Annotated in this window: 20 protein-coding genes; 9 read left to right on the top strand and 11 right to left on the bottom strand. The window is 76.1% G+C overall.

Going from position 1 to position 23,379, the window contains the following annotated elements:
• Positions 1-75: 75 nt before the first annotated feature.
• From CS2_RS10530 to ptsP, 3 genes are all read right to left on the bottom strand, one after another.
• On the bottom strand, positions 76-975 hold the full coding sequence (locus CS2_RS10530; protein WP_070319955.1) for an acyl-CoA thioesterase: 900 nt from the start codon (positions 973-975) through the stop codon (positions 76-78).
• Between the two features lies 1 nt (position 976).
• Positions 977-1,360, bottom strand: coding sequence for a globin (locus CS2_RS10525; protein WP_070319954.1), 384 nt, complete (start codon positions 1,358-1,360; stop codon positions 977-979).
• Between the two features lie 99 nt (positions 1,361-1,459).
• On the bottom strand, positions 1,460-3,145 hold the full coding sequence (gene ptsP, locus CS2_RS10520) for a phosphoenolpyruvate--protein phosphotransferase (RefSeq protein WP_070319953.1): 1,686 nt from the start codon (positions 3,143-3,145) through the stop codon (positions 1,460-1,462).
• A 305-nt stretch (positions 3,146-3,450) separates the two neighbouring features.
• On the opposite strand from ptsP, the gene CS2_RS10515 reads away from it, so the two are divergent.
• Positions 3,451-3,681: a PTS sugar transporter subunit IIB gene (locus CS2_RS10515; RefSeq protein WP_046528022.1), complete on the top strand. Its 231-nt coding sequence runs from the start codon at positions 3,451-3,453 to the stop codon at positions 3,679-3,681.
• Positions 3,682-3,694: 13 nt separating this feature from the next.
• Positions 3,695-4,162, top strand: coding sequence for a PTS sugar transporter subunit IIA (locus CS2_RS10510; protein ID WP_070319952.1), 468 nt, complete (start codon positions 3,695-3,697; stop codon positions 4,160-4,162).
• A gap of 67 nt (positions 4,163-4,229) precedes the next feature.
• On the opposite strand, the gene CS2_RS10505 is transcribed toward CS2_RS10510, so the two are convergent.
• Both CS2_RS10505 and CS2_RS10500 read right to left on the bottom strand, forming a co-directional pair.
• Positions 4,230-5,408, bottom strand: a complete 1,179-nt coding sequence (locus CS2_RS10505) for a mechanosensitive ion channel family protein (RefSeq protein WP_233421143.1) — start codon at positions 5,406-5,408, stop codon at positions 4,230-4,232.
• Positions 5,405-7,585 carry a prolyl oligopeptidase family serine peptidase gene (locus CS2_RS10500; protein WP_070319960.1) on the bottom strand — a complete coding sequence of 727 codons (2,181 nt, stop codon included), beginning with the start codon at positions 7,583-7,585 and terminating at the stop codon, positions 5,405-5,407. The genes CS2_RS10505 and CS2_RS10500 overlap by 4 nt, the downstream gene beginning before the upstream one ends.
• A gap of 247 nt (positions 7,586-7,832) precedes the next feature.
• Here CS2_RS10500 and malQ point away from each other — a divergent pair, with 247 nt between their 5' ends.
• Positions 7,833-9,959 carry a 4-alpha-glucanotransferase gene (malQ, locus tag CS2_RS10495; protein ID WP_070319951.1) on the top strand — a complete coding sequence of 709 codons (2,127 nt, stop codon included), beginning with the start codon at positions 7,833-7,835 and terminating at the stop codon, positions 9,957-9,959.
• A complete protein-coding gene (locus CS2_RS10490) occupies positions 9,956-10,507 on the top strand; it encodes a P-loop NTPase family protein (protein ID WP_070319950.1) in 552 nt (183 codons plus the stop codon). The genes malQ and CS2_RS10490 overlap by 4 nt, the downstream gene beginning before the upstream one ends.
• A gap of 52 nt (positions 10,508-10,559) precedes the next feature.
• Here CS2_RS10490 and pepN read toward each other — a convergent pair whose 3' ends face one another.
• Positions 10,560-13,166 (bottom strand): aminopeptidase N, encoded by a 2,607-nt coding sequence (gene pepN / locus CS2_RS10485; RefSeq protein ID WP_070319949.1) that lies wholly within the window; start codon positions 13,164-13,166, stop codon positions 10,560-10,562.
• Positions 13,167-13,437: 271 nt separating this feature from the next.
• On the opposite strand from pepN, the gene CS2_RS10480 reads away from it, so the two are divergent.
• Positions 13,438-14,052 (top strand): mycothiol-dependent nitroreductase Rv2466c family protein, encoded by a 615-nt coding sequence (locus CS2_RS10480; protein ID WP_070319948.1) that lies wholly within the window; start codon positions 13,438-13,440, stop codon positions 14,050-14,052.
• Positions 14,053-14,087: 35 nt separating this feature from the next.
• Positions 14,088-14,582: a DUF6636 domain-containing protein gene (locus tag CS2_RS10475; protein ID WP_070319947.1), complete on the top strand. Its 495-nt coding sequence runs from the start codon at positions 14,088-14,090 to the stop codon at positions 14,580-14,582.
• Between the two features lie 28 nt (positions 14,583-14,610).
• Here CS2_RS10475 and CS2_RS10470 read toward each other — a convergent pair whose 3' ends face one another.
• Together CS2_RS10470 and CS2_RS10465 are read right to left on the bottom strand one after the other, a co-directional pair.
• A complete protein-coding gene (locus CS2_RS10470) occupies positions 14,611-16,251 on the bottom strand; it encodes a GGDEF domain-containing protein (protein ID WP_070319946.1) in 1,641 nt (546 codons plus the stop codon).
• A gap of 162 nt (positions 16,252-16,413) precedes the next feature.
• Positions 16,414-18,408, bottom strand: coding sequence for a M13 family metallopeptidase (locus CS2_RS10465; protein WP_070319945.1), 1,995 nt, complete (start codon positions 18,406-18,408; stop codon positions 16,414-16,416).
• Between the two features lie 60 nt (positions 18,409-18,468).
• Here CS2_RS10465 and CS2_RS10460 point away from each other — a divergent pair, with 60 nt between their 5' ends.
• Positions 18,469-18,921 (top strand): ribose-5-phosphate isomerase, encoded by a 453-nt coding sequence (locus CS2_RS10460; RefSeq protein WP_070319944.1) that lies wholly within the window; start codon positions 18,469-18,471, stop codon positions 18,919-18,921.
• Positions 18,922-19,029: 108 nt separating this feature from the next.
• Here CS2_RS10460 and CS2_RS10455 read toward each other — a convergent pair whose 3' ends face one another.
• The gene (locus tag CS2_RS10455) at positions 19,030-20,274 is read right to left on the bottom strand and encodes a GNAT family N-acetyltransferase (protein ID WP_070319943.1); all 1,245 of its coding nucleotides are present in this window, start codon (positions 20,272-20,274) and stop codon (positions 19,030-19,032) included.
• Between the two features lie 79 nt (positions 20,275-20,353).
• Between CS2_RS10455 and CS2_RS10450 the strand changes: the two genes are divergently transcribed.
• Complete coding sequence (locus CS2_RS10450) at positions 20,354-21,502, top strand: PP2C family protein-serine/threonine phosphatase (RefSeq protein ID WP_070319942.1); 1,149 nt, start codon at positions 20,354-20,356, stop codon at positions 21,500-21,502.
• Positions 21,499-21,882: an MGMT family protein gene (locus CS2_RS10445; RefSeq protein ID WP_070319941.1), complete on the top strand. Its 384-nt coding sequence runs from the start codon at positions 21,499-21,501 to the stop codon at positions 21,880-21,882. The genes CS2_RS10450 and CS2_RS10445 overlap by 4 nt, the downstream gene beginning before the upstream one ends.
• Positions 21,883-21,926: 44 nt before the next feature.
• Here the strand turns inward: CS2_RS10445 and CS2_RS10440 are convergent, their stop codons facing one another.
• Together CS2_RS10440 and CS2_RS10435 are read right to left on the bottom strand one after the other, a co-directional pair.
• Positions 21,927-22,412 carry a CoA-binding protein gene (locus CS2_RS10440; protein ID WP_070319940.1) on the bottom strand — a complete coding sequence of 162 codons (486 nt, stop codon included), beginning with the start codon at positions 22,410-22,412 and terminating at the stop codon, positions 21,927-21,929.
• Positions 22,409-23,379: O-acetylhomoserine aminocarboxypropyltransferase/cysteine synthase family protein (locus tag CS2_RS10435; RefSeq protein ID WP_070319939.1), on the bottom strand; the 971-nt coding region annotated here is incomplete at its 5' end. The genes CS2_RS10435 and CS2_RS10440, both read right to left, overlap by 4 nt.

Below are 23,379 nucleotides of genomic sequence, written 5' to 3'. Positions count from 1 at the left end.
GCAGTCTCACCCGGCCCGGGCGCGCGCGCATGCCGGACCGGGTGACGTGCGCCGCGCCGGCGGCGCGTGGTCGCGTCAGGCGTCGGCGGGGAGCCGGATCATGCCCTCCTGCGCCATGGACGCGACGAGCGTCCCGGCGCGGTCGAACACGCGTGCCGCGCCCAGGCCGCGCCCGCCCTGCGCGCTCGGCGTCGACTGCACGAACAGCAGCCACTCGTCGACGCGCACGTCGCGGTGCCACCACATCGCGTGGTCGAGGCTCGCCATCGACTGGTTCGCCGAGACCCACGCGCGACCCGCGCGTCGCAGCACGGGCTCGAGCATGACCTGGTCGCACGCGTACGCGAGCAGCGCGCGGTGCAGCAGCTGGTCGTCGGGCAGCGGCGCGCGCGCCCGCATCCACACCATCTGGCGGCCCAGCGGCGAGTCGGGGTCGGGGGCGAGGAACAGCGAGCGGCCCACGTGCCGCAGGTCGAACGCCGACTCCTGCGCCCAGAACCGTGCCGCGGGGTGGTCGATGCCCGCGAGCTCCTCGAGCGCCGAGCGCACCTGCGTCGGCTCGGGCACGTCGGCGGGCATCTCCTCGGCGTACTCGAGGCCGCTCTGGTGCTCCTGGAACGACGCGATCATCGACAGGATCGGGCGGCCCTCCTGCAGCGCGTGCACGCGGCGGGCTGTGAACGAGCGGCCGTCGCGCAGCCGCTCGACCGAGAACTCGATCGGGATCGTCGGGTCGCCCGCACGCAGGAAGTAGCCGTGCAGCGAGTGCGGCAGCCGGTCGGCCGGGACCGTGCGCCCCGCCGCGACCGTGGCCTGCGCGAGCACCTGCCCGCCGTAGACGCGCGCGCGGGGCCCGCTGAGGTTCGGGCCCTGGTAGAGGTCCGGGTACGTCGGGTCGGCGCTCAGGTCGAGCGCCTGCAGCACCGCGGCGGTCGCGCCGCCGTCGTCGGGGAAGTCGTCCGTGGGGCGGCCCATGTCAGTCCTCGAAGGTGTTGATCAGCGAGTGCGCGGCGCGCTCGAGGTAGTCCCAGAGCTGCGCCCGGTGCAGGGGAGCGAGATCGAGCGCGTCGACGGCGGCCCGCATGTGCGTGAGCCACCGGTCGCGTGCGTCGGGGTTGACCTTGAACGGCTGGTGCCGCATGCGCAGGCGCGGGTGGCCGCGCTCCTCGGAGTACGTGGACGGACCGCCCCAGTACTGCTCGAGGAACATCGTCATGCGCCGCGCGGCGGGCCCGAGGTCCTCCTCGGGGTACATCGGCCGCAGCACCGGGTCGGCGGCGACGCCCCGGTAGAACTCGTCGACGAGCCGCACGAACGTGTCGTGACCACCGATCGCGGCGTAGAACGAGTCGTCTCTCACGCGCACCATCCTCACATGCGGCCCACCGGCGCCCGCGGGCGCGCAGGTGTGCGTCGTGCCACGTCAGGGGCCCGTCCGCGACCGTCCGGGTCGCGGCGGTCAGAGCCCGAGCTCGTCGAGCACGGGCAGGCCCGCGCGCACGGCGGCGCGCGCGTCGGCAGCGCTCGGGGCGTCGGCGGCGCGCCGCGCGAGCACGCGGCACGTCGCGAGGTCGGTCGCGGCCAGCACCGCCGCGACGTCGGGCAGCGCGCGCGGCGTCATCGACAGCGACGTCACGCCGAGCCCCACCAGCACGACCGCGAGCGCGGGGTCGGCGGCGGCCTCGCCGCACACGCCCACGGGCCGGGCCTGCGCGGCGCCGCCCTGGCAGGTCGCCTCGACGAGCCGCAGCACGGCCGGCTGCCACGCGTCCGAGAGCGCCGCGACGTCCCCCAGCAGCCGGTCGGCGGCCATCGTGTACTGCGTCAGGTCGTTGGTGCCGATGCTCGCGAACCGGGCGTGCGCGAGCAGCGGACCGGCGAGCAGCGCGGCGCTCGGCACCTCGACCATGATCCCGGCGGTCGGCAGGCCGTGGCGTGCGCACGCCGCGACGAAGTGCTCGGTCTCGTCGACGGTCGCGACCATCGGGGCCATGACCCACGTCGTCGTGCCCGGGTGCGCGGCGGCCGCGCGGGCGATCGCCGTGAGCTGGTCCTCGAGGACGTCGGGGCGCGCCTGCGCGACGCGCAGGCCGCGCACGCCGAGCGCGGGGTTCGCCTCCGGCGCCGCGTGCAGGAACGGCAGCGGCTTGTCGGCCCCCGCGTCGAGCGTCCGGACGACGACCTTGCGGCCCTCGAACGCGGCGAGCACGCGGCCGTACGCGGCGGTCTGCTCGTCGACGTCGGGCGCCTGCGTGCGGTCGAGGAACGCGAACTCCGTGCGGAACAGGCCGACGCCCTGCGCGCCCGAGTCGGCGGCGGCCTGCGCCTCGGCCGGGTCGCCGACGTTCGCGAGCAGCTCGACGCCGTGCCCGTCGGCGGTGCGCCCGTCGCCGTCGAACGTGCGGGTCGCGCCCGCCAGCGCGCGCACGCGCGCCACGGCCTCGTCGGACGGGTCGGGCGTGGCCGTGCCCGCGGCCCCGTCCACGAGCAGGACGGTGCCCTCGGGCACGTCCAGCGCACCGGCCGCGGCGACCACGGCCGGGATGCCGCGCGCCCGCGCGAGGATCGCCGTGTGCGAGGTCGGGCCGCCGGCGGCCGTGACCACCGCGACGACCCGCGCCGGGTCGAGGGTCGCCGTCAGCGCGGGCGCCAGGTCGTGCGCGACGAGCACGTACGGCGAGGTCCGCACCGGGACGCCCGGGGCCTGCTGGCCCGTGAGCCGGGCGACGAGCCGGTCGCGCACGTCGAGCACGTCGCGCACGCGCTCGGCCATGTAGCCGCCCAGCGCCTCGAGCTGCGCGCAGACCGCGTCGGCCGCCTCCCACACGGCACGCTCGGGCACGAGGTGCTCGGTGCGCACGCGGTGCTGCGCGTCGGCCACGAGCGAAGGGTCGGCGGCCATCGCCGCGGTCGCGTAGAGCAGCGCAGCGACCTCGCCGTCGGCCGCGTCGGCCGCGGCGTCGAGCTCGTCGCGCACCGCCGCGGCCGCCCGTGCGACCTCCTCGGCGGCGCCGTCGGTGTCCGCCCCGGGCGGCAGACGACGCCCCGCGGGCGGTTCCGCGACCGCGTCGGGCAGGTGCACCACCGGGCCGACCGCACGCCCCGGGCTCACGCCGATACCCGTCACGACCTGCGTGCTGACCACCCGGACCTCCTCGGTGCGTGCCGGCGGCGCGGGGGTGGCGGGTGCGGGCCCGCCGTCGTCGCCGTGCCCTCGCAGTCTGGCCCGCCGACCGGCGCGGGTCCAACGGCGACACGCACCGGGCGCGCGCGGCGCCGGCTGCCCGGGCCGCCGTGCCGGACGCCGCGTGGACGCCACGGGCGGGTCGCGCGCCGACGGAGGTAGCCTGGGCCCACCGCACGCGACACGCAGGGGCCGAGGGCGCACGGGAGGCCGTTCTCCCGCGCCGCTCCTGCGCCACGCGGCGACGACGATCCCGGGGAGAGCCATTGAGCAAGGCAGAGCAGATCCTGGCCGCACTCGGCGGCGAGGCCAACGTGGTGGACCTCGAGCCCTGCATCACGCGGCTGCGTGTCGAGGTCGGTGACGCGCAGCTCGTCGACGAGTCCGCGCTCAAGGCGAGCGGCGCGTTCGGCGTCGTGCGCTCGGGCCGGATCGTCCAGGTCATCGTCGGCCCCGAGGCCGACAACCTGGCCGCCGAGCTCGACCACCTGCGCTGACCGGCGCCCGCGCGTGACGGCGCTCCGGCTCACGAGCCCCGTGCCCGGCGTGGTCCGACCGCTGGCCGCGGTGCCCGACGCCGTGTTCGCGCAGGAGATGGTCGGCCCCGGCGTCGCGGTCGAGCCCGACCGGACGGGCCGCCAGGACGTCCTCGCGCCGTGCGACGGCGTCGTGGGCGCGCTGCACCCGCACGCGTTCGCGCTCGAGCTCGACGACGGGCGCGGCGTGCTCGTGCACGTCGGCATCGACACCGTGAGTCTGCGGGGGTCGGGCTTCGACCTGCACGTCGAGCGCGGTCAGCGCGTGCGCGCGGGGCAGCGCGTGCTCACGTGGTCGCCGGTCGACGTCGCGGCCGCGGGCCTTGCCACCGTGTGCCCCGTGGTCGCGCTGCAGGGCGACGCGACGGACGTCACGGTGCTCGCCGCCGACGGCGAGCACCTCGTGGCCGGCGCCCCGCTCCTGGAGTGGGCCGCGGGCTGACCCGTCCGTCGGACTGCCGCGCCGGCGACCTGCCGCGCCGTCGACCTGCAGCACCGTCGACCGACGCTCAGGCGCGCGTCGGCCCCGGGGGCTCGGGCGGCTCGACGACCTCGTGGACCGGCGTGTCCCGGGGGTCGCGCGCCGGGGGAGCGGCCGCCGACGCGTCGGCGGCCGTCGCCGCCCCGTCCGGGGGGCCTGCGTCGTCCGCCGGCGTCGCGTCCACGGCCGCCGTCCCGCCCGCCAGGCGCTCCTGGTACGCCTCGAACGCCTCCCGCTGACCCGCGAGGGGGACGCCCGCGCGCTCCAGGACGCGGCGCACCTCGACGCGCAGGTGCCGGGCCACCTCCCACTGCATCGCGGGCGCCGTGCGTACCGACAGCCGCAGCCCCACGGCGTCGGCGGCGAGCTTCTCGGCGCCGGTGACGCTCGGCGCACCCTGCAGGTACGCACCCACGACGGGGTCGGCGGCGACCGTCGCGGCCGCCTCCTCGAGCAGCGCGCGGGCCTCCTCGACGTCGACGAAGTAGTCGACGTCGACCTCGACGACCGCGGTCGCCCACCCCTGGGTCTTGTTGCCGACGCGCACCATCGAGCCGTTCGGCACGTACCAGAGCGTGCCGTCGCCGTCGCGGAGCTTGGTGACCCGCAGCCCGACCGCCTCGACCGTGCCCGTCGCGGGCCCGACGTCGACGACGTCGCCCACGCCGTACTGGTCCTCGAGCAGCATGAACAGCCCGGACAGGAAGTCCTTCACGAGGCTCTGCGCGCCGAAGCCGACGGCCACGCCGACGATCCCGGCCGACGCGATGAACGGCGCGAGGTTGATGCCCAGCGCGTCGAGCACGAGGATCGCGGCGATCGAGCCGACGACGATCGACGCGGTCGAGCGCAGCACCGAGCCGATCGTGCGGGCCCGCTGCGCGCGCCGCGCGGTGGCGAGCGGGTTCGCCTTGAGCAGCACCGAGCCCACCTCGGAGCGGCCCAGCGGCCGCAGCACGCCGCGCTCGATCGCCGGCTCGCCCTCGGCCACGTGGCGCGTCACCGTCGAGATCGCGCGGCGCAGCGCGAGGAGCACGAGCGCGCTGATCACGAGGATCAGCACGATCCGCAGCGGGACGCCCACGAACCAGTCGCCCCACTGGGCGGCCCACTCCGGCACCGACAGGCCGTCGGGAGTGAAGGACGGCACGGTCGGGTCGTCGCTGGGGGTCGCGGTCGAGACGACCGCGCCCGCGCCCGCGATCACGCCGCACCCCCGCGCAGGGTCGCCAGGAGGCCCGTGCGGTCCGCCACGAACCGCAGCTGCTCGGCCGACAGCACGACCGTGCGCGACAGCGCCCGGGCGCCGTGCCCGACGCCGACCTCGCGCCGCAGCAGCACCGGCCGCTCGATCGGGTCGGAGGACGTCGCGGCCTGCAGGGCCGCCGCGAGCTTGCGCGCGTGCAGCGGGTCGACCCGGGTGTCGCCCTCGAAGACGGTGAGCAGCACCGCGGGGTAGGCGGTGCCGTCGACCACGCGGTGGTACGGCGAGTAGCCCAGCAGCCAGCCCAGCTCGACCGGGTCGTCGGCGTCGCCGTACTCCTCGGTCCACGTCACGCCGAGCCCGAACCGCTGGTAGCGCACCATGTCGAGCAGCGGCGCCGAGCACACGGCCGCCGCCCACAGGTCGGGCCGCTGCGTGACGGCCGCGCCGACCAGCAGGCCGCCGTTCGACCCGCCCCAGCACGCGAGCGCGTCGGTCGTGGTCCACCCGCCGGCCACGAGGTGCTCGGCGACCGCGTGGAAGTCGTCGAAGACGTTCTGCTTGGCGCCGCGCATGCCGGCGCGGTGCCACTCCTCGCCCTCCTCGCCGCCGCCGCGCAGGTGCGCCACGACGTACACGCCGCCCGCCTCGACCCACGCGAGCGTGGTCGCCGAGTACGCCGGGTCGAGGCTGATCTGGAAGCCGCCGTAGCCGTAGAGGACGGTCGGTGCGGGCGCGAGCGGGCGCCCGTCGGCGTCGAGCCGGTCGGCGCGCGCCAGGACGAACGCCCGCACCGTGGTGCCGTCGGCGCTCGTGACCTCGACCTGCTGCGTGCGCACCGCGGGGACGTCGGGGACCTCGCCGGGGGGCTCGGCCCACACGTCGACGGCGCCCGTCCGCGCGTCGTACCGGTGGACGCGGGGGACCGTCACGTGGTCGGTGTACGAGAACCACACCTCGGGGCCGCCCTCGGGCCGCGTGACGAGCCCCGGCACGGAGCCCAGCCCGGGCAGCGGGACCTCGCCCGTGCGGTCACCCGTCGCGGGGTCGTGCACCGTGACCTCGCTGACGGTGTGCCGGCGCCACGACGCGAGCAGCCCCGTCGGCCGTGCGGGGTCGCCGTCGTCGACGAACGCGACGCCCTCGAGCACCGCGACGTCGTCCTGCGGCAGCAGCGTGCGCCAGTGCGCGACCCCGGGCGTCGTCGGGTCCGTGACCGCGAGCCGGCCGCGCGGCGCGTCGAGGTCGGTGTGCACGTAGAGCCGGCCGTCGCGCGCGACCCACGCGCCGACCTCGGCGTCCAGCCCGACCGCGACCTCCACGAAGGTCGGTGCCGCGTGCGCGCCGGGCGCCGTGAGGTCGGCGATCCACACGTCCGTGCGCGGCGCCGTGCCCGCCGACGCCGACACGACGAGCCAGCGGCCGTCGAGGCTGACCTGCACGCCGTAGTAGCTCGTCAGGTCGAGCCCGGCGCCGAACACCTCGACGTCCTGCTCGGGGGGCGTGCCCACGCGGTGCAGCCAGACCCGGCGGTGGTACTGCCGCTCGTCGGCCGGCACGAGGTCGGGCGCGACGCGGCGCACGTAGTAGAACGCGTCGCCGCCGGGCAGCCACGCGACGGGCGAGTAGCGCGCGCGGTCGACGGGTCCGTCGACCAGCTCGCCGCTCGCGACGTCCAGCACGTGCAGGACGCTCTCCTCGGTCCCGCCGTGCGACACCTGGTACGCCAGCAGGTGGCCCTCCTTCGACGGCTGCCACGCGTCGAGCGTCGTGGTGCCGCCCGCGTCGAGCGCGAGCGGGTCGACGAGCACGCGCTCGGTCGTCGTGCCCCCCGGGCCCGGCTCGGCGACCACGACGACCGCGTGCTCCTGGTCGCCCGCGCGCCGTGAGAAGAACCGGCGCTCGCCGCGCCAGGCCGGTGCGCCGACGAAGCCCGCACCGAGCAGCGTCCGCAGCCGCGCCGTGAGCGCGCCGGCCGCGAACGGCGTCCCCGCCGCGGCGTCCTCGGCGCGCGCGCGGTACGCCTCCCACAGGTCGTCCTGCGCGCGCGACCACGCCTGCGTGCGCGCGTCGTCGGCGTCCTCGAGCGTGCGGAACGGGTCCGCGACGCGGTGCCCGTGCAGGTCCTCGACGAGGTCGGTCCGGGGTGCCGCGGGGTACGCGGGAGGTGGGGTCGTCACGGCGCACCAGGGTACGGGGCCGGCCCGTGGTCCCGGCGTCGGCGACCCGACGTCGACGCCGGCGCGGGGTCCCACCAGCGCCGGCGTCGACCGGGGGACGTCCACGCCCTCCACGCCGACGTCCGGCCCTACGCTGCCGGGCCTCGACGGGCCGACGCACGGGCCCGGGAGCCCCACCTCGCGCGCGTCGGTGGGCCCGTGGGCCCCGTCACGCGCCGTGCCGCGTGCGCTCTGGCAGGATCGAGGCGTGCCGGACGCGACCATCCACGAGGACCTGCGGCGGCTCGCCGCCGCCTACGACGTCGTGCCCGGCTACCGCGGCCACGACGGCCTCGAGCACGAGGCCACCGACGAGACCGTCGTGCGGGTGCTCGCCGCGCTCGGCGTCGACGCGTCGAGCCCGCAGCGGGTCGCGCTCGCGCTCGCGCACGTCGAGAACACGCCGTGGCGGCGCACGCTGCCGCCGGTGGTCGTGACGCGCGCGGGCCGGACCGTGCGGGTCCCGGTGCACGTCACGCACGGCGACCCCGTGGACGTCTGGCTCGAGCTCGACCCCGAGGTCGGCGGCGGCCGCCGCGAGGTCACGCAGGTCGACGTCGTCGTCGAGCCGCGCACCGTCGACGGCCGGCTCGTGGGCCGGGCCACGTTCGAGCTGCCGCCGGACCTGCCGCTCGGCTGGCACGAGATCCACGCCGAGGGGCCCAGCGCGCAGGCGCACAGCCCGGTCGTCGTCACGCCGGACCGGCTCGAGCTCCCGCAGCGTCTGCGCGACGGCGGTGCCTGGGGCGTCATGGCGCAGCTCTACTCGGTGCGCTCGCGCGCGTCGTGGGGCGTCGGCGACCTCGCGGACCTCGCCGAGCTCGGGTGGCTCGCGGGCCGTCGCTGGGGCGCGGACTTCCTGCTCGTCAACCCGCTGCACGCGGCCGAGCCCGTCGAGCCGCTGACCCCCAGCCCCTACCTGCCGACCACGCGCCGGTTCGTCAACCCGCTGTACGTCCGCGTCGAGGACGTGCGGGAGACCGCGTACCTCTCCGCGGCCGACCGCGCGCTCGTCGAGTGGGCGGCCGAGCCCGTGCTCGCGCTCGACACCGACCCCGGACCGATCGACCGCGACACCGCGTGGGCGGCCAAGAGGTCCGCGCTCGAGGTGGTGTTCGCGCACCCGCGGTCGCCCGCGCGGCAGGCGGCGTTCGACGCGTTCGTCGAGGAGCAGGGCGAGGGGCTGCGCGAGTTCGCGCTGTGGTGCGCGCTCGTCGAGCGGCACGGTCCGCCCGCGGGCTGGCCGGCGGAGCTGCACGACCCGCTGTCCGACGCGGTCGCGGCCGCGGCGGTCGAGCTGCACGACCGCGTGGTGTTCCACTCGTGGCTGCAGTGGGTGGCCGACGAGCAGCTCGAGCACGCCCAGCGCGTCGCACGCGAGAACGGCATGGCGCTCGGGATCATGCACGACCTCGCGGTCGGCGTGCACCCCGAGGGCGCCGACGCGTGGGCGCTGCGCGACGTGCTCGCGACCGGGGCGTCGGTCGGCGCGCCGCCCGACATGTACAACCAGCAGGGGCAGGACTGGTCGCAGCCGCCGTGGCACCCCGAGGCGCTCGCGCGGGCGGCCTACCGGCCGTACCGCGACATGCTGCGCACCGTGCTGCGGCACGCGGGCGCCATCCGGATCGACCACGTCATCGGCCTGTTCCGGCTGTGGTGGGTGCCCGCGGGCAACGCCGCGACCGACGGCGCGTACGTGCGCTACGACCACGACGCGCTCGTCGGCATCCTCGCGCTCGAGGCGCACCGCGCCGGGGCCGTCGTCATCGGCGAGGACCTCGGCACGGTCGAGCCGTGGGTCGCGGACTACCTGTCCGAGCGCGGCGTGCTGGGCACCTCGGTGCTGTGGTTCGAGCAGGAGGCCGACGGGAGCCCGCGCGCGCCCGAGTCCTACCGACGGCTGGCGCTCGCGACCGTCACGACGCACGACCTGCCGCCGACGGCCGGCTACCTCGCGGGTGAGCACGTCGCGCTGCGCGAGCGCCTGGGGCTGCTGACGCGCCCCGCGCGCGAGGTGCGCGCCGAGGCCGCGGCGGAGCGGGACCGCATGCTCGCGGCGCTGCGCGAGCGTGGCCTCGTCGGGGACGACCCGTCCGAGCGCGAGGTCGTGGAGGCCCTGCACGCGTGGATCCGCGCGACGCCGGCGGTGCTGCTGGGCGTCTCGCTGGCCGACGCGGTGGGTGAGCGACGCGCGCAGAACCAGCCCGGCACCGACCAGGAGTACCCGAACTGGAAGGTGCCGCTCGCCGACGGCACCGGACGCCTCGTGCTGCTCGACGACCTGTTCACGCACGCGCGCGCCGAGTCGCTCGCGCGCGTCATGCGGCGGTGACCGCACCGCTGCGGCGCGTGCGGGTCGTGGGGACGTCCGGGTCGGGCAAGACGACGTTCGCGCGCCGCCTCGCCGACGCGCTGGGCGTGCCGCACGTCGAGCTCGACGAGGTGTTCTGGGGGCCGGGCTGGGTCATGCGCGACGCCGACGAGGCGCGTGCCGACGTGCGCGCACGCACCGGGGGCGGCGCGTGGGTCGCCGACGGCAACTGGGCCACGAACCTCGGCGACGCGCTCGACGACGCGGAGGCCGTCGTGTGGCTCGACTACCCGCGCCGCGTCGTCATGGCACGCGTGGTACGGCGGTCGGTGTGGCGCGGCCTGACGCGCCGCGAGCTGTGGCACGGCAACCGCGAGTCGTTGCGCAACCTCGTGCGGCGCGACCCCGAGGACAACATCGTGCTGTGGGCGTGGACCTCGTACGCGCGGGTGCGGCAACGGTACGCCGCGCTCGCGGACGGCCCGGGGCCGCGCGTCGTGCGGCTCACGAGCCCGCGCTCCGCGCGGCGCTGGCTCTCGCAGCAGTCGCGCCCGCAGCCGCGCCGCTGACGCACGACGACGGCCGGGCCCCGCGCGGGACCCGGCCGTCGTCGTGCCGCGCTCAGGCGCGGCGGCGGTCCGCCTCCTGCGCGGCGAGCGCGCGCCGCACGCCGTCGCGGGACTCCGCGAGCAGCCGCCGCAGCGCGGCGGGCGCGTCGGGGTGCGCCGCGAGCCAGGCGTCGGTCGCACCGAGCACGTCGGCCCGGGCGTCGTCCGCGAGCTCGGTCGGGTACAGCCCCAGCACGACGTTCTGCGCCATCTCGTTGGTCTTGTCGGACCACACGCCCTCGAGCGAGGCGAAGTAGCGCTCGACGAACGGCAGCAGCAGCGACGCGTCGTGCACGCGGCCGAACCCGCTGATGGTCGCCGCCTGCAGCGCGTTCGGCAGCTCGTCGCCCGTGACGACGGCGGCCCAGGCCGCCTCCTTCGCCTCCGGCGTGGGCACCGCCGCGCGCGCGGCGGCAGCGGCGCGCTGCCCCGTCGCGGTCGGGTCGGCGGCCTGCTGCGCGGCGACGTCCGCCTCACCGGCGCGGCCCCCGGCGACCAGCGCCGTGAGCAGCTCCCACCGCAGGTCCGTGTCGATCGACAGGCCGTCGAGCGTCACGCGTCCGTCGAGCAGGTCGGCGACCGCGTCGAGCTGCGCGGCCGTGCGCGCGCGGGCCGCGAACGCCTTGACGAGCTGCAGCTGCAGGTCGGACCCGGCGGGTGCGGCCTGCGCGAGCGCGTGCAGCCGGTCGGCCGCTGCGACGGACGTCGCCTCGCGGTGCTCGGGTGCGACGTACAGGTCGAGCGTCGTCGCGAGCTGCCGCAGCAGCACGAGCACGACCGACGAGTCCGTCTCGTGCGCGACGTTGCCGAGCACGAGGTCGACGAAGTCGCGTGCCGGGGTCTCGCCGTCGCGCGTCGCGTCCCACGCCGCCGCCCACACGAGCGTGCGGGGCAGCGAGTCGGTGAACTTGTCGAGGTGCGCGACGGCGGTCGCGAGGGAGTGCGGGTCGAGCCGCACCTTCGCGTACGCGAGGTCGTCGTCGTTCACGAGCAGCAGCGCGGGCCGCGGCACGCCGACGAGCTCGGGGACCTCGGTCCGGGCGCCGTCGACGTCGAGCTCGACGCGCACGGTGCGCACGAGCCGCGCGTCGTCGCCGTCGCCCTGCAGCTCGTAGCCGCCGACCGCGAGACGGTGCGGGCGCTGCACGGGGTGCTCGTCGGGCACCTCCTGCAGGACCGCGAACGACGTGATCACGCCGTCGGCGTCCACCTCGACCGCGGGCCGCAGCAGCGTGACGCCGGCCTTCTCGAGCCACAGCGCCGACCACGCGGACAGGTCGCGGCCGCTCGTGGCCTCGAGCTCGGTGAGCAGGTCGCGCAGCTGGGTGTTGCCCCACGCGTGCTGCTGGAAGTACGCGCGCACACCGGCGAAGAACTGCTCCTGGCCGACCCACGACACGAGCTGCTTGAGCACCGAGGCGCCCTTGGCGTACGTGATGCCGTCGAAGTTCACCTCGACGTCCTCGAGGTCGCGCATGTCGGCGACGATCGGGTGCGTCGACGGCAGCTGGTCCTGGCGGTACGCCCACGACTTCTCGAGCGACGAGAACGTCGTCCACGAGCTCGTCCAGCGGGTCGCCTCGGCCGCGGCGAGCGTCGACGCGTACTCCGCGAACGACTCGTTGAGCCACAGGTCGTCCCACCAGCGCATGGTGACCAGGTCGCCGAACCACATGTGCGCGAGCTCGTGCAGGATCGTCACGGCGCGCCGCTCGATCGTGGCCTCGGGCACCTTGGAGCGGAACACGTAGGACTCGAGGAACGTCACCGCGCCGGCGTTCTCCATGGCGCCCGCGTTGAACTCGGGCACGAACAGCTGGTCGTACTTGGCGAACGGGTACGGGAACCCGAACTTCTCCTCGTAGAACGCGAAGCCCGCGCGCGTGACGTCGAGGATCTCGTCGGTGTCGAGGTGCTGCGCGAGCGACGCACGGCAGTACACGCCGAGCGGGATCGTGCGGCCGTCGCTGCTCGTGAGCTCGCCGTGCTCGCCGTGGTAAGGGCCGGCGACCACCGCGGTGATGTACGACGAGATGCGCGGCGTCGTCTCGAACCGCCACGTCGCGGTGCCGGCGTCGCGCCCGCCGTTGAGGTTGCGCCCGCCCGGGACGGGCTCGGGCTCGCCGACCTGCGGGTAGTTCGACACGACCGTCCAGTGCGCCGGCGCCGTGACCGTGAACGTGAACGTGGCCTTGAGGTCGGGCTGCTCGAACACCGCGAACACGCGGCGCGAGTCGGCGACCTCGAACTGGCTGTAGAGGTAGACCTCGTCGTCGACCGGGTCGACGAACCGGTGCAGGCCCTCGCCCGTGTGCATGTAGGCGCAGTCCGCGACGACCGTCAGCTCGTTCTCCGCGGCGAGGTCGCTCAGGTGGATGCGCGAGTCCGCGACGACCTCCGCCGGGTCGAGCCGTCGCCCGTTGAGGACGACCTCGTGGACGGCCGGGGCGACGAGGTCGACGAACGTGCTCGCACCGGGCGTCGCGGCGAACCGCACGGTCGTGCGCGACGCGAACGTCGTGGGGCCCGTGGTGAGGTCGAGCTCGACGTCGTACGCGTGCGTGCGCACGAGCGCCGCACGCTCGGCGGCCTCGGCGCGGGTGAGGTTCTCTCCGGGCACGGACGATCTCCGATCGGTGGGCGGCGGTGGCCGCGGCGGGACGGTGACGGCGGACCGGGACGGTCGGCGGCGACGGGGGTCGGGCGGCCGGGCGCGGTTCGCAACCGATGTCGCTCGTGCGCGACCGCACGATCATGCCACGCAGGCGGGACGCGGCACCGGCCCGCACGCACCCCCGGGCCGCGTCGCGCCCGGGCACGACCTGGACGGTTGTGCACACGGGCGCGCGACGGGGCACACTCGGCAGGTTGGTCAGCGAGAGGAGAGCGCCGTGCCCGTCGTCGACTTCTGGTTCGACCCCGCCTGCCCGTGGGCGTGGATGACGTCCCGCTGGATGGACGAGGTGACGCGCGTGCGCGACGTCGACGTCCGCTGGCACGTGATGAGCCTGTCCGTCCTCAACGAGGGACGCGACCTGCCCGAGCGGTACCGCGAGCTCATGGACGCCTCGTGGGGCTCCGTGCGGGTCCTCGTCGCGGCGGCGCGCGACCACGGCGACGAGGTGCTCAAGCCGCTCTACGACGCGATGGGCACCCGCCGGCACCCCGGGGGTCGCAGCGACACCGACGCGATCGTCGCCGAGTCGCTCGCCGAGGTCGGGCTGCCCGCGGCGCTCGCGGACGTCGCCGCGACGCAGGAGGTCGACGACCTGCTGCGCGCGTCGCACCAGCGCGCGCTGGACCTCGTCGGCGACGAGGTCGGGACGCCCGTCGTGGCGATCGACGGCGTCGGGTTCTTCGGCCCCGTCATCACCCCCGCGCCGCGCGGCGAGGACGCCGGCCGGCTGTTCGACGGGCTCGCGCTCGTCACGAGCGTCCCGGGCTTCTACGAGCTCAAGCGCACCCGGACCCAGGGTCCGGTGTTCGACGCACCCGACCCGGCGTGAGCGGGCGCGGCCCGTTCGCGGGCCTGAGTCGCGGGATGAAGGCGTTCCTCCTGGTGGACGCCCTGCTCGTGGTGCTGCTCGTGGTCGTGCTCGCCGTGACCCTGCCCGGCCGTGGGGGCGGCGGCCGCGACGACGCGGGGGCGGCCGACGCGTCCGCGTCCGTGTCGCCGACGGCCGCCGCCGCCGCGGACCGGCCCGTGACGTTCGCGCTGCCCAGCGGCAACATCGAGTGCGAGATGAGCACGAGCGGCGTGGTCTGCACGATCGGGACCTTCACGTACGCACCGCCGCAGGTCACGGGGTGCGACGCGGGCGCCGGGCACGTGGTGCGGCTCGACGCGGACGGCTTCGCGTTCCAGTGCGAGGACGACGGCGTCCCGGACCTCGGCACGCCGGTCGAGCTCGCGTACGGCGCGACGCAGACCGTCGGGGGGTACACGTGCTCGTCGGGCACCGACGGCGTGACGTGCACCGACGCCGCGGGCGTCGGCTTCCGCCTCGCCCGGGCGCAGTGGGTGACGCTGCCCTGACGCGTGCCGCCGCGCCCTCACGTCCCGCTCAGGCGGGCCGCACCTGCGGGTCGGGGCCGGTGGTGGTGGCGCTCTCGACGCGGTCGCGCCCGCGCCGCTTCGCGGCGTAGAGCGCGCGGTCGGCGGCCTCGAGGACGTCCGCGGGTGTCGTGCCGTCCTGCGGGAAGCTCGCGACGCCCGCGGACAGCGTGACCCGCGGTGCGCCGACGGCGCCCGGTGCCGCACCGGCGTGCACGCGCAGCTCGTGCGCCCGCCGCAGCGCCGCGGCGTGGTCGATGCCCGGCATGACGAGCACGAACTCCTCGCCGCCGACCCGGACCACGGTGTCGGTCGGTCGGGCGTGCGCGGCGAGCCCCGCGGCGACCGCACGCAGCACGGTGTCGCCGACGGCGTGCCCGTACGCGTCGTTCACGTCCTTGAAGTGGTCGACGTCGAGCGCGACGAGCGACGCGTGGCCGTGCGACGCGCGCGCCGCGTCGAGCGCCGCGTCCACGGAGGGCTCGAGCGCGCGCCGGTTGTGCAGGCCGGTGAGCTCGTCGTGCTGCAGGTCGTCGCTGAGCTGGGCCCGCACCTGCTCGGCGCTGACGAGCTCGGCGTTGAGGCGCTGGTTCGCGATGGACAGGTCGGTCGTGCGGGTCAGCAGCTCGAGCGTCGACGCGCGCAGCTGCCGCACGCGACGCACCTCGTCGGTCGCGTCCGACACCAGCAGGACCCAGCCGACGTGCCGCCCGTGCGGGTCGCGCAGCGCGCGCGCCCGGACGTCGATCCAGGCGTCCTGCGCGACGGGCACCTCGCGCAGCAGGACGTCCTCGAGGTCCTCGGGGTCCGGCAGGGTCAGGCCGAGGTCGGTCAGCGTGAGGTCGCCGCGGGCGCCCGGTGCGATGCGCGCGACGAGCGTGCGCCCCTCCGGGTTGAGGTCGACGAGGCGGCCCGTGTGGTCGGTCACGACGACGGCCTGCGCGAGGTGCTCGAAGACCTGCTCGCGCGCGACGGTGGCGACGCGCACCATCTCGTGCCGGAAGACGGCGACCGTGACGATCACGGCCGTCGGCCCGAAGCCGAGCCGTGCGAGCTGGCCGCCGTCCGAGTCGCTCAGCGCCCACACGAGCCCGGCGGTCGACGACACGACGGTCGGCACGACGCCGAGCAGCACGACCCGCAGCTGGCGGCGGCGGAACGGGCCGGCGGACGGCAGCGCGAGCAGCCCGCCCGCGACCGCGAGCCCGGCCGTCAGGTAGCAGGCCGCCGTGCCCACCCAGTACGCGGGTCCGGGCGCGACGCCGTCGCCGGCGAGCTCGAAGTAGCGGTGGTGCCACGGGTCGGTCGCGAGCAGCACGAGCGCCGTGCCGGCCGGGATGAGGACGAGCGTGCGCACGGCGCGCGAGGGACGCCGGGTGGGGTCCACGACCGACGCGACGACGAACCACAGCGCGACCGCGACCACGAGCGTCGCGCCCTCGGCAAGGTGCCGCGCGAGGAAGACGCCGGGTGCGGCGGCGTCGGCGGCGGTCACGTACGCGCCACCCAGGCCCCACGCGGCGAGGCCGAGCAGCAGCGCCGCCAGCGGACCGGCGCCGGGCGCCTCGGCACGGCGGCGAACGGCGGCGGCCGCGAGCACGACGCACGTCAGCGCGACGAGGACGTCGACGGCCGCGAGCGCTGCACGCATGGCGCCGACCTCCCCGGTGGGGGCGGCTCGCGCGGTCGCCTCCCGGCGGCCCACGATGACAGGCGCACCGAGGTGGACACGCGTCCAGCGCGGGATCTCAGCCGGGTGAAAAGGCCGGTGCCGTGCCGCGGCGGGCCCGCGGCACGGCACCGGCCCGGGCCGTCACCAGATGCGCACGCGCTCCTGCGGGTCGAGCCACAGCGCATCGGTGGGCTGCACGTCGAACGCGACGTAGAACTCGTCGATGTTGCGCACGACGCCGTTGCAGCGGAACTCGTCGGGCGAGTGCGGGTCGGTCGCGAGCCGGCGGATCATCTCGGCGTCGCGGGCCTTGGTGCGCCACGAGTGCGCCCAGCCGACGAACAGCCGCTGCAGCGCCGTGAGCCCGTCGAGCACGGGCGCCTGGTCGATCGGGTGCCCGAGCGCGATCTCGTACGCACGGACCGCGATCGCGAGGCCGCCGAGGTCGCCGATGTTCTCGCCGATCGTGAGCTCGCCGTTGACGCGGTGGCTGCCGTCCAGCTGGCGCGGCGAGTACTGCGCGTACTGGTCGACGAGCGAGCGCGTGCGTCGCTCGAACTCGGCGCGGTCCTCGGCCGTCCACCAGTCGACGAGCCGGCCGTCGCCGTCGTACTTCGAGCCCTGGTCGTCGAACCCGTGGCCGATCTCGTGCCCGATGACCGCGCCGATGCCGCCGTAGTTCACGGCGTCGTCCGCGTCGGCGTCGAAGAACGGCGGCTGCAGGATCGCGGCCGGGAAGACGATCTCGTTCATGCCGGGGTTGTAGTACGCGTTGACGGTCTGCGGCGTCATGAACCACTCGTCGCGGTCGATGGGCCGGCCGATCTTGTGCAGCTCGCGGTCGAGCTCGAACGCGTTGGCGCGCCGCACGTTGCCCAGCAGGTCGTCGGCGCGGACGGTCAGCGCCGAGTAGTCGCGCCACCGGGCGGGGTAGCCGATCTTCGGCGTGAAGGCCTCGAGCTTGTCGAGCGCGCGGCGGCGGGTCTCCTCGCCCATCCACTCCAGGGACGTGATCGACTCGCGGTACGCCTCGACGAGGTGGGCCACGAGCGTGTCCATGCGCTCCTTGTGCGACGGCGGGAAGTGCCGCTCGACGTACACCTTGCCGACGGCCTCGCCCAGCGCGCCCTGCACCAGGCCGACGCCGCGCTTCCAGCGGTCGCGGACCTCCTGCGCGCCCGAGAGCGTGCGGCCGTAGAAGTCGAAGTTCGCCTCGACGACCTCGTCCGTGAGGTACGGCGCGCGCGCGGAGACCACGTGGTACGTGGCCCACGCCTGCCAGTCCGCGAGCGGGACCTCCGCCCAGAGCTGCGCGAAGCCCTCGGCGAACGACGGCTCGCGCACGACGAGCCGGTCGAGCGCACCCGCGGGCGCGCCCAGCGCGACGGCCCACGCGCGCCAGTCGAAGCCGGGCGCGCGCTCGACCAGCTCGGCCAGCGTCAGCGCGTTGTAGGTGAGCTCGGCGTCGCGGTCCTTCACGACGTCCCAGTGGTGCGCCGCGAGCCGCGACTCGAGGGCGACCACGCGCGCCGCGAGGTCGTCGGGGTCGCCCGCGGCGACCACGCCGGAGACGGGCGCCGCGAGCCGCAGCATCCGCGCGACGTGGGGCAGGTACTGCTCGCGCACCTCGGCGTGCTGGTCCTCGCGGTAGTACGCCTCGTCGGGCAGGCCCAGGCCGCCCTGCACGAGGTGCACGACGTACGTGTCGGGGTCCTTGGCGTCGTTGTCGACGTACAGGTCGACCGCCGACAGCGCACCCGTGCGCTGCAGCGCGCCGAGCGCGGTCGTCAGCTCGGCCGGCGAGGTCGCGGCGTCGACCGCCGCGAGGTCGTCGCGCAGCGGCTCGACGCCCGCCGCGGCGACCGCCTCGGTGTCCATGAAGCTCGCGTACAGCGCGCCGATCTTCGCCTCGACGCCGTCCGCGTCACCGGTCGTCGCGGCCTGCGCGGCGTCCGTGATGATGTCGAGGACCTGCCGCTCGGCCTGGTCGTACAGCGCGCGGAACGGCCCGTCCGTCGAGCGGTCCGGCGGGATCTCGTACGACGCGCGCCACCGGCCGTTGACGTACGCGTCGAGGTCGTCCTGGGGTCGCACCGTGGGGTCGAGGTCGTCGAGGGGCACTCCGCTGCGCGTCATGGGCGACAGCCTAGGAGGTGGAGGTGACACCGGCCCCGCCACCTGCGGCAGGATGGCCCCATGCGCATCCACGTCGCCGCCGACCATGCCGGGTACGAGCTCAAGGTCGCGCTCGTCGAGCACCTGCGCGCCGCCGACCACGAGGTCGTCGACCACGGTGCCTTCGAGTACGACGAGCAGGACGACTACCCGTCGTTCTGCTTCGCGGCAGGGGAGGCCGTCGTCGCCGACCCGGGCTCGCTCGGCGTCGTGATCGGCGGCTCGGGCAACGGCGAGCAGATCGCCGCGAACAAGGTCACGGGCGTGCGCGCGGCCCTCGCGTGGAACCTCGAGACCGCGCGGCTGGGGCGGCAGCACAACGACGCCAACGTCGTCGCGATCGGCGCGCGCCAGCACGCGGTCGACGAGGCGGTCGCGCTCGTCGACGCGTTCGTCGCGGAGCCGTTCAGCGGCAACCCGCGGCACCAGCGCCGCATCGACCAGCTCGCGGCGTACGAGGCCGCGCGCGACTGACCCGTCCTCACGCAGGCCGACGGGCCGGTGCCGCACGTGCGGCACCGGCCCGTCGGTGCGTCCCGGCCGTCCCGCCGGCGCCGGCGCACCGACGGGACGGCCCCGGCGTCAGAACACCCAGGGGCACACGGGCGCGAGGGGTGAGGTGAACGCCGCGGTGACGCGTGCGAGCGCGTCGGGCGCGCCCGTCACGAGGCCCGCGGACGCGAGCGCGGTCGCCGACCGGCCGCCCAGGTACAGCGCGCCGAGCTCGCGCACGTCGAGCCGCACGTCGGCGTCCGCCTCGGTCCGCGTGACCGTGGCCGCGCCGTCGGCGCCCACCGCCACGCGCCACCGGCCCGCGTTGGCGGGCACGAGCGCGTCGCTCACGTCGAGCACGACGTCGAGCGGCGCCGCGTAGCGCCGGCCCTGCAGCGCGGCCGGCAGGTCGAGCACGCGGACCCACACGTTGTCGCCCGTGCGCCGCTGGATCGGACGCGGGTCGACCAGCAGGTGCAGGAGCGCGTCGTCGACCGGCAGCATGGGCGTCTCGACCGTCGAGGTGAGGTCGAGGTCCAGCAGGAACGACCACAGCCGGTGCGTCGCGGCCGGGTCCAGCGCGAACGCCCAGCGGACCTTGACCTTGTACTCGGGGCCGCCCTCGCCCCAGCCCTCCTTGCGGCTGAACGCGGCCGCGGCACGCACGTCGTCGCCGTCGCGGACGGTCACGATCAGCATCGGCTCGAAGCCCTGCCGCCACGCGGGCGGGTCGCCCACGAGGCGCGCGCGCAGCGCGGCGGTGGGCCGGGGCATCCACCCGGGGCGCCCGGCGCCCGCGCGTCGGTGCAGTTCCTCGGCGAGGTCCTCGTGCTCCTTGCCGAGCCGTTCGAGCCGGACGTCGAGCGCGTCCGCGCCCGCGACCGGCCGCAGCGCGGCACCGCGCGGCAGCGTGAGGTTCACCGAGTCGGAGGCGCTGCCGTAGCCGAAGCGCCCGTAGATCGCGGCCTCCGCGGCGAACAGCGCCGACACGGGCTCGCCGCGCTCGAGCGACCGCTCGACGTGCGTGGTGATCATCGAGCGCAGCAGACCGCGGCGGCGCTGGTCGGGGCGCACGCCGACCCACGTGAGGCCGCTGCACGCGACCGTGCCGCCCGGCACGGGCATCTCGAACGGGTACGAGCCGTGCACGGCCGCGAGCCCGCCGTCCGGCCCCTCGACGGCGACCATGCGGTCCTCCGGTACGGGGAACGGCAGGATCTCGGCGATCTCGGGGTCGACCCACCCGGCGAACGCCAGGTCGTCGACCGCCCGGAACTCGTCGCGCCGCTCGGGCGGGACGACGACGGTGCGGTAGCCGTGGGGGAGAGTGCTCATGCCTGCCATCCTGCGGGGTCGGCGCCGGGTCGTGCACGGGGATTCCTGCACGTCGCACCCCCGCCCTACGCTCGTGCGCATGACGGCCTCACCGTTCGGCGCGCGCGGCGGCTGGGCGTGGCGCGTGCTCGCGGGCTGGGCCGCCGGGCCGCAGCGCGTCGTCGCTGCCGCCCTCGTGCTGCTGGGCGTGCTGTACGGCGGTGCGGTCGCGTGGCGGCCCGGGTGGTTCCCGCCGTCCGGGTTCGTGCTGCTCATGCTCGTCGGCGCGTTCGTGCTGCGGTGGCGCGCGCTGCTCGCGCTCGTGGGGGTCGTGCTCGCGCTGACGGTCGTGCTCGTGCTGGCCGCCGTGCCGGGGATCGAGCCGGGCCCGGTGGTCGTGGTGCTGCTGGCCTGCGGCGCGGTCGTGACGTTCGGGTACGAGCGCGAGCAGCTCGGCCTGCAGGGCGCGCCCAGCGCGCTGATGCTCGTCGACCTGCGTGACCGCCTCGCCGCGGGTGGTCGGCTGCCCGCGCTGCCGCCGCGCTGGCAGGTGGGCGCCGACGTCCGCTCGGCGCACGGCGCGGCGTTCTCGGGCGACTTCGTCGTGGCGCGGCGCCGTGACGACCGACCGGCCGGCGACCCGCCGCCCGGCGACGCACCCGACCGCGGGTCCGCCGGCGCCGCGCCGGGCGACGGCGCGCTCGAGGTCGTGCTCGTCGACGTCTCGGGCAAGGGGCAGGCCGCCGGCGTGCGGGCGCTGCAGCTGCAGGGGGCGTTCGGCGGCCTGCTGGGCGCGCTGCCGCCCGAGCGGTTCCTGCCCGCGGCCAACGCCTACCTGCTCGCGCAGGCGTGGGACGAGGGCTTCGCGACGGCGGTGCACGTGTGGGTCGACCTCGCGACGGGCCGCTACCGCGTCGCGAGCGCGGGGCACCCGCCGCCCGCGCGGCTGCACGCCGGCTCGGGGCGCATCGACGTGCTCGACCTGCCACCCGGCGTCGCGCTCGGTGTGCTCGCGGACGCGGAGCCGGGCGTCAGCACGGGTGTCCTGGCGGCCGGCGACGCGCTCGTGCTGTACACCGACGGCATCGTCGAGGCGCCCGGGCGGGACATCGACCAGGGCGTCGACCGGCTGCTCGGCGTGGTCGAGGCGGCCGTCGCGGCGCGGCCGGGCAGCGCGCAGGAGGTGCTCGCGGGCGTGCGTGCGGCCGACGACGACGACCGCGCGGTCGTCGTGCTGCGACGCCGATGAGCGCGCGCGGGCCGGGCGTCGGGCGCGAGCCGCGGGACGGGGGAGGTGCGCCCGACGAGCCGGACTACGTCGACGAGGTGCACGCGCTGGTCGCGACCGTCCCGGCGGGGCGTGTCATGACGTACGGGCTGGTCGCGGAGGTGCTCGCCGACCGCGCGCTCGCGGCCGGGCGGACGCCGCGCGGCGGTCCGCGGCAGGTCGGTCGGGCGATGGCGCACGGCGGCGACGTGCCGTGGTGGCGCGTCGTCAACGCGTCGGGGCAGCCGCCGCCGCACCACCTCGCGCGTGCGCTCGCGCACCTGCGCGCCGAGGGCACGCCGCTCACGCCGGACGGGCAGCGCGTGCGGGTGCGTCAGGCGGTGTGGTTCCCGGAGACGTGAGCCCGGGCCCCGCGCCCCGGCCGGGCCGGGGCGCGGGGCGGCGCTCAGCCGAGCGCGCGGCGCGAGGAGATGACGCCCGTGTCGAACCCCGCGAGGTGCAGACCGCCGTGGAACCGCGCGTGCTCGATCTTCACGCAGCGGTCCATGACGACGTGCAGCCCGGCGGCCTCGCCGCGGCGCGCGACGTCCTCGTGCCACGAGCCGAGCTGCAGCCACAGCGTCCGGGCGCCGACCGCGACGGTCTCGTCGAGGACCGTCGGCAGGTCGTCGTGGCGGCGGAACACGTCGACCAGGTCGGGGACCACGGGCAGCGCGTCGAGCGACGGGTACACGGGCCGCCCGAGGATCTCGTCGGCGCGCGGGTTGACGAAGTACACGTCGTACGGCGAGCTCGACAGCAGGTACGTCGAGACGAAGTACGACGCGCGGGCCGGGTTCGCCGACGCCCCGACGATCGCGATCGAGCGCGTGCCGCGCAGGATCGACAGCCGCTCGGGCGCGCTCGGGCCCTGCCAGGTGCGGGCGGTCATCGTGCGTCCTCCGTCGTCGTGGCGGCACCCTCGCGCGTCGTGCCCGTGGCCGCCGTGAGCGCCTGGTCGAGGTCCCACAGGATGTCCTCGACGTCCTCGATGCCGACGCTGATGCGCACGAGGTCCTCCGGCACGCCGGCGGCCTCGAGCTGCTCGGCCGACAGCTGCTGGTGCGTCGTCGAGCCCGGGTGGATCACGAGCGTGCGGGCGTCGCCGACGTTGGCGAGGTGGCTCGCGAGCTGCACCGACTCGATGAACCGGCGGCCCACCTCGCGGCCGGGAACGTCGCCCGCGGGCGCCACCCGGAACGCGAAGACCGACCCGGGGCCGAGCGGCAGGTAGCGCTGCGCACGCTCGTGGTGCGGGTGCGACGGCAGCCCCGCCCACAGCACGTGCGCGATGCGCGGGTCGTCCTCGAGCCACTGCGCGACCGTGCGCGCGTTCGCGAGGTGCGCGTCGAGCCGCTGCGGGAGCGTCTCGACGCCCTGCAGCAGCTGGAAGGCCGACTGCGGCGACAGCGCCGGGCCGATGTCGCGCAGCTGCTCGGAGCGCAGCTTGGTGAGGAACCCGTACTCGCCGAAGTTCTCCCACCACCGCACGCCGCCGTACGACGCGACGGGCTCGGTCATGGTCGGGAACCGGCCGTTGCCCCAGTCGAAGCGCCCCGACTCGACGACGACGCCGCCGAGCGTCGTGCCGTGCCCGCCCAGGAACTTGGTCGCCGAGTGGATGACGATGTCGGCGCCGTGCTCGATGGGCCGCACCAGGTAGGGCGTCGAGAGCGTCGCGTCGACGACCAGCGGGACGCCCGCCGCGTGCGCGACCTCCGCGAGCCCGGCGAGGTCGGCGACCTCGCCCGACGGGTTCGCGACGACCTCGGTGTACACGGCCTTGGTCTCGGGTCGGATCGCAGCGGCGTAGTCGGCCGGGTCGGTGCCGGGCACGAACGTCGTCTCGACGCCGAACC

This window comes from Cellulomonas iranensis NBRC 101100 = JCM 18110 (assembly GCF_001552375.1).
GTDB lineage: Bacteria > Actinomycetota > Actinomycetes > Actinomycetales > Cellulomonadaceae > Cellulomonas > Cellulomonas iranensis.
The sequence above is the reverse complement of the archived record's forward strand: the minus strand, read 5'-3'. Positions and strand labels throughout refer to the sequence as shown.

Bases quoted from the DNA above. Each gene is read 5' to 3' on its own strand.
- CS2_RS10455 (WP_070319943.1), bottom strand. From the start codon at position 20,274: ATGAGCACTCTCCCCCACGGCTACCGCACCGTCGTCGTCCCGCCCGAG.
- CS2_RS10460 (WP_070319944.1), top strand. From the start codon at position 18,469: ATGCGCATCCACGTCGCCGCCGACCATGCCGGGTACGAGCTCAAGGTC.
- CS2_RS10475 (WP_070319947.1), top strand. From the start codon at position 14,088: ATGAAGGCGTTCCTCCTGGTGGACGCCCTGCTCGTGGTGCTGCTCGTG.
- CS2_RS10465 (WP_070319945.1), bottom strand. From the start codon at position 18,408: ATGACGCGCAGCGGAGTGCCCCTCGACGACCTCGACCCCACGGTGCGA.
- CS2_RS10445 (WP_070319941.1), top strand. From the start codon at position 21,499: ATGAGCGCGCGCGGGCCGGGCGTCGGGCGCGAGCCGCGGGACGGGGGA.
- CS2_RS10450 (WP_070319942.1), top strand. From the start codon at position 20,354: ATGACGGCCTCACCGTTCGGCGCGCGCGGCGGCTGGGCGTGGCGCGTG.
- CS2_RS10530 (WP_070319955.1), bottom strand. From the start codon at position 975: ATGGGCCGCCCCACGGACGACTTCCCCGACGACGGCGGCGCGACCGCC.
- CS2_RS10470 (WP_070319946.1), bottom strand. From the start codon at position 16,251: ATGCGTGCAGCGCTCGCGGCCGTCGACGTCCTCGTCGCGCTGACGTGC.
- CS2_RS10440 (WP_070319940.1), bottom strand. From the start codon at position 22,412: ATGACCGCCCGCACCTGGCAGGGCCCGAGCGCGCCCGAGCGGCTGTCG.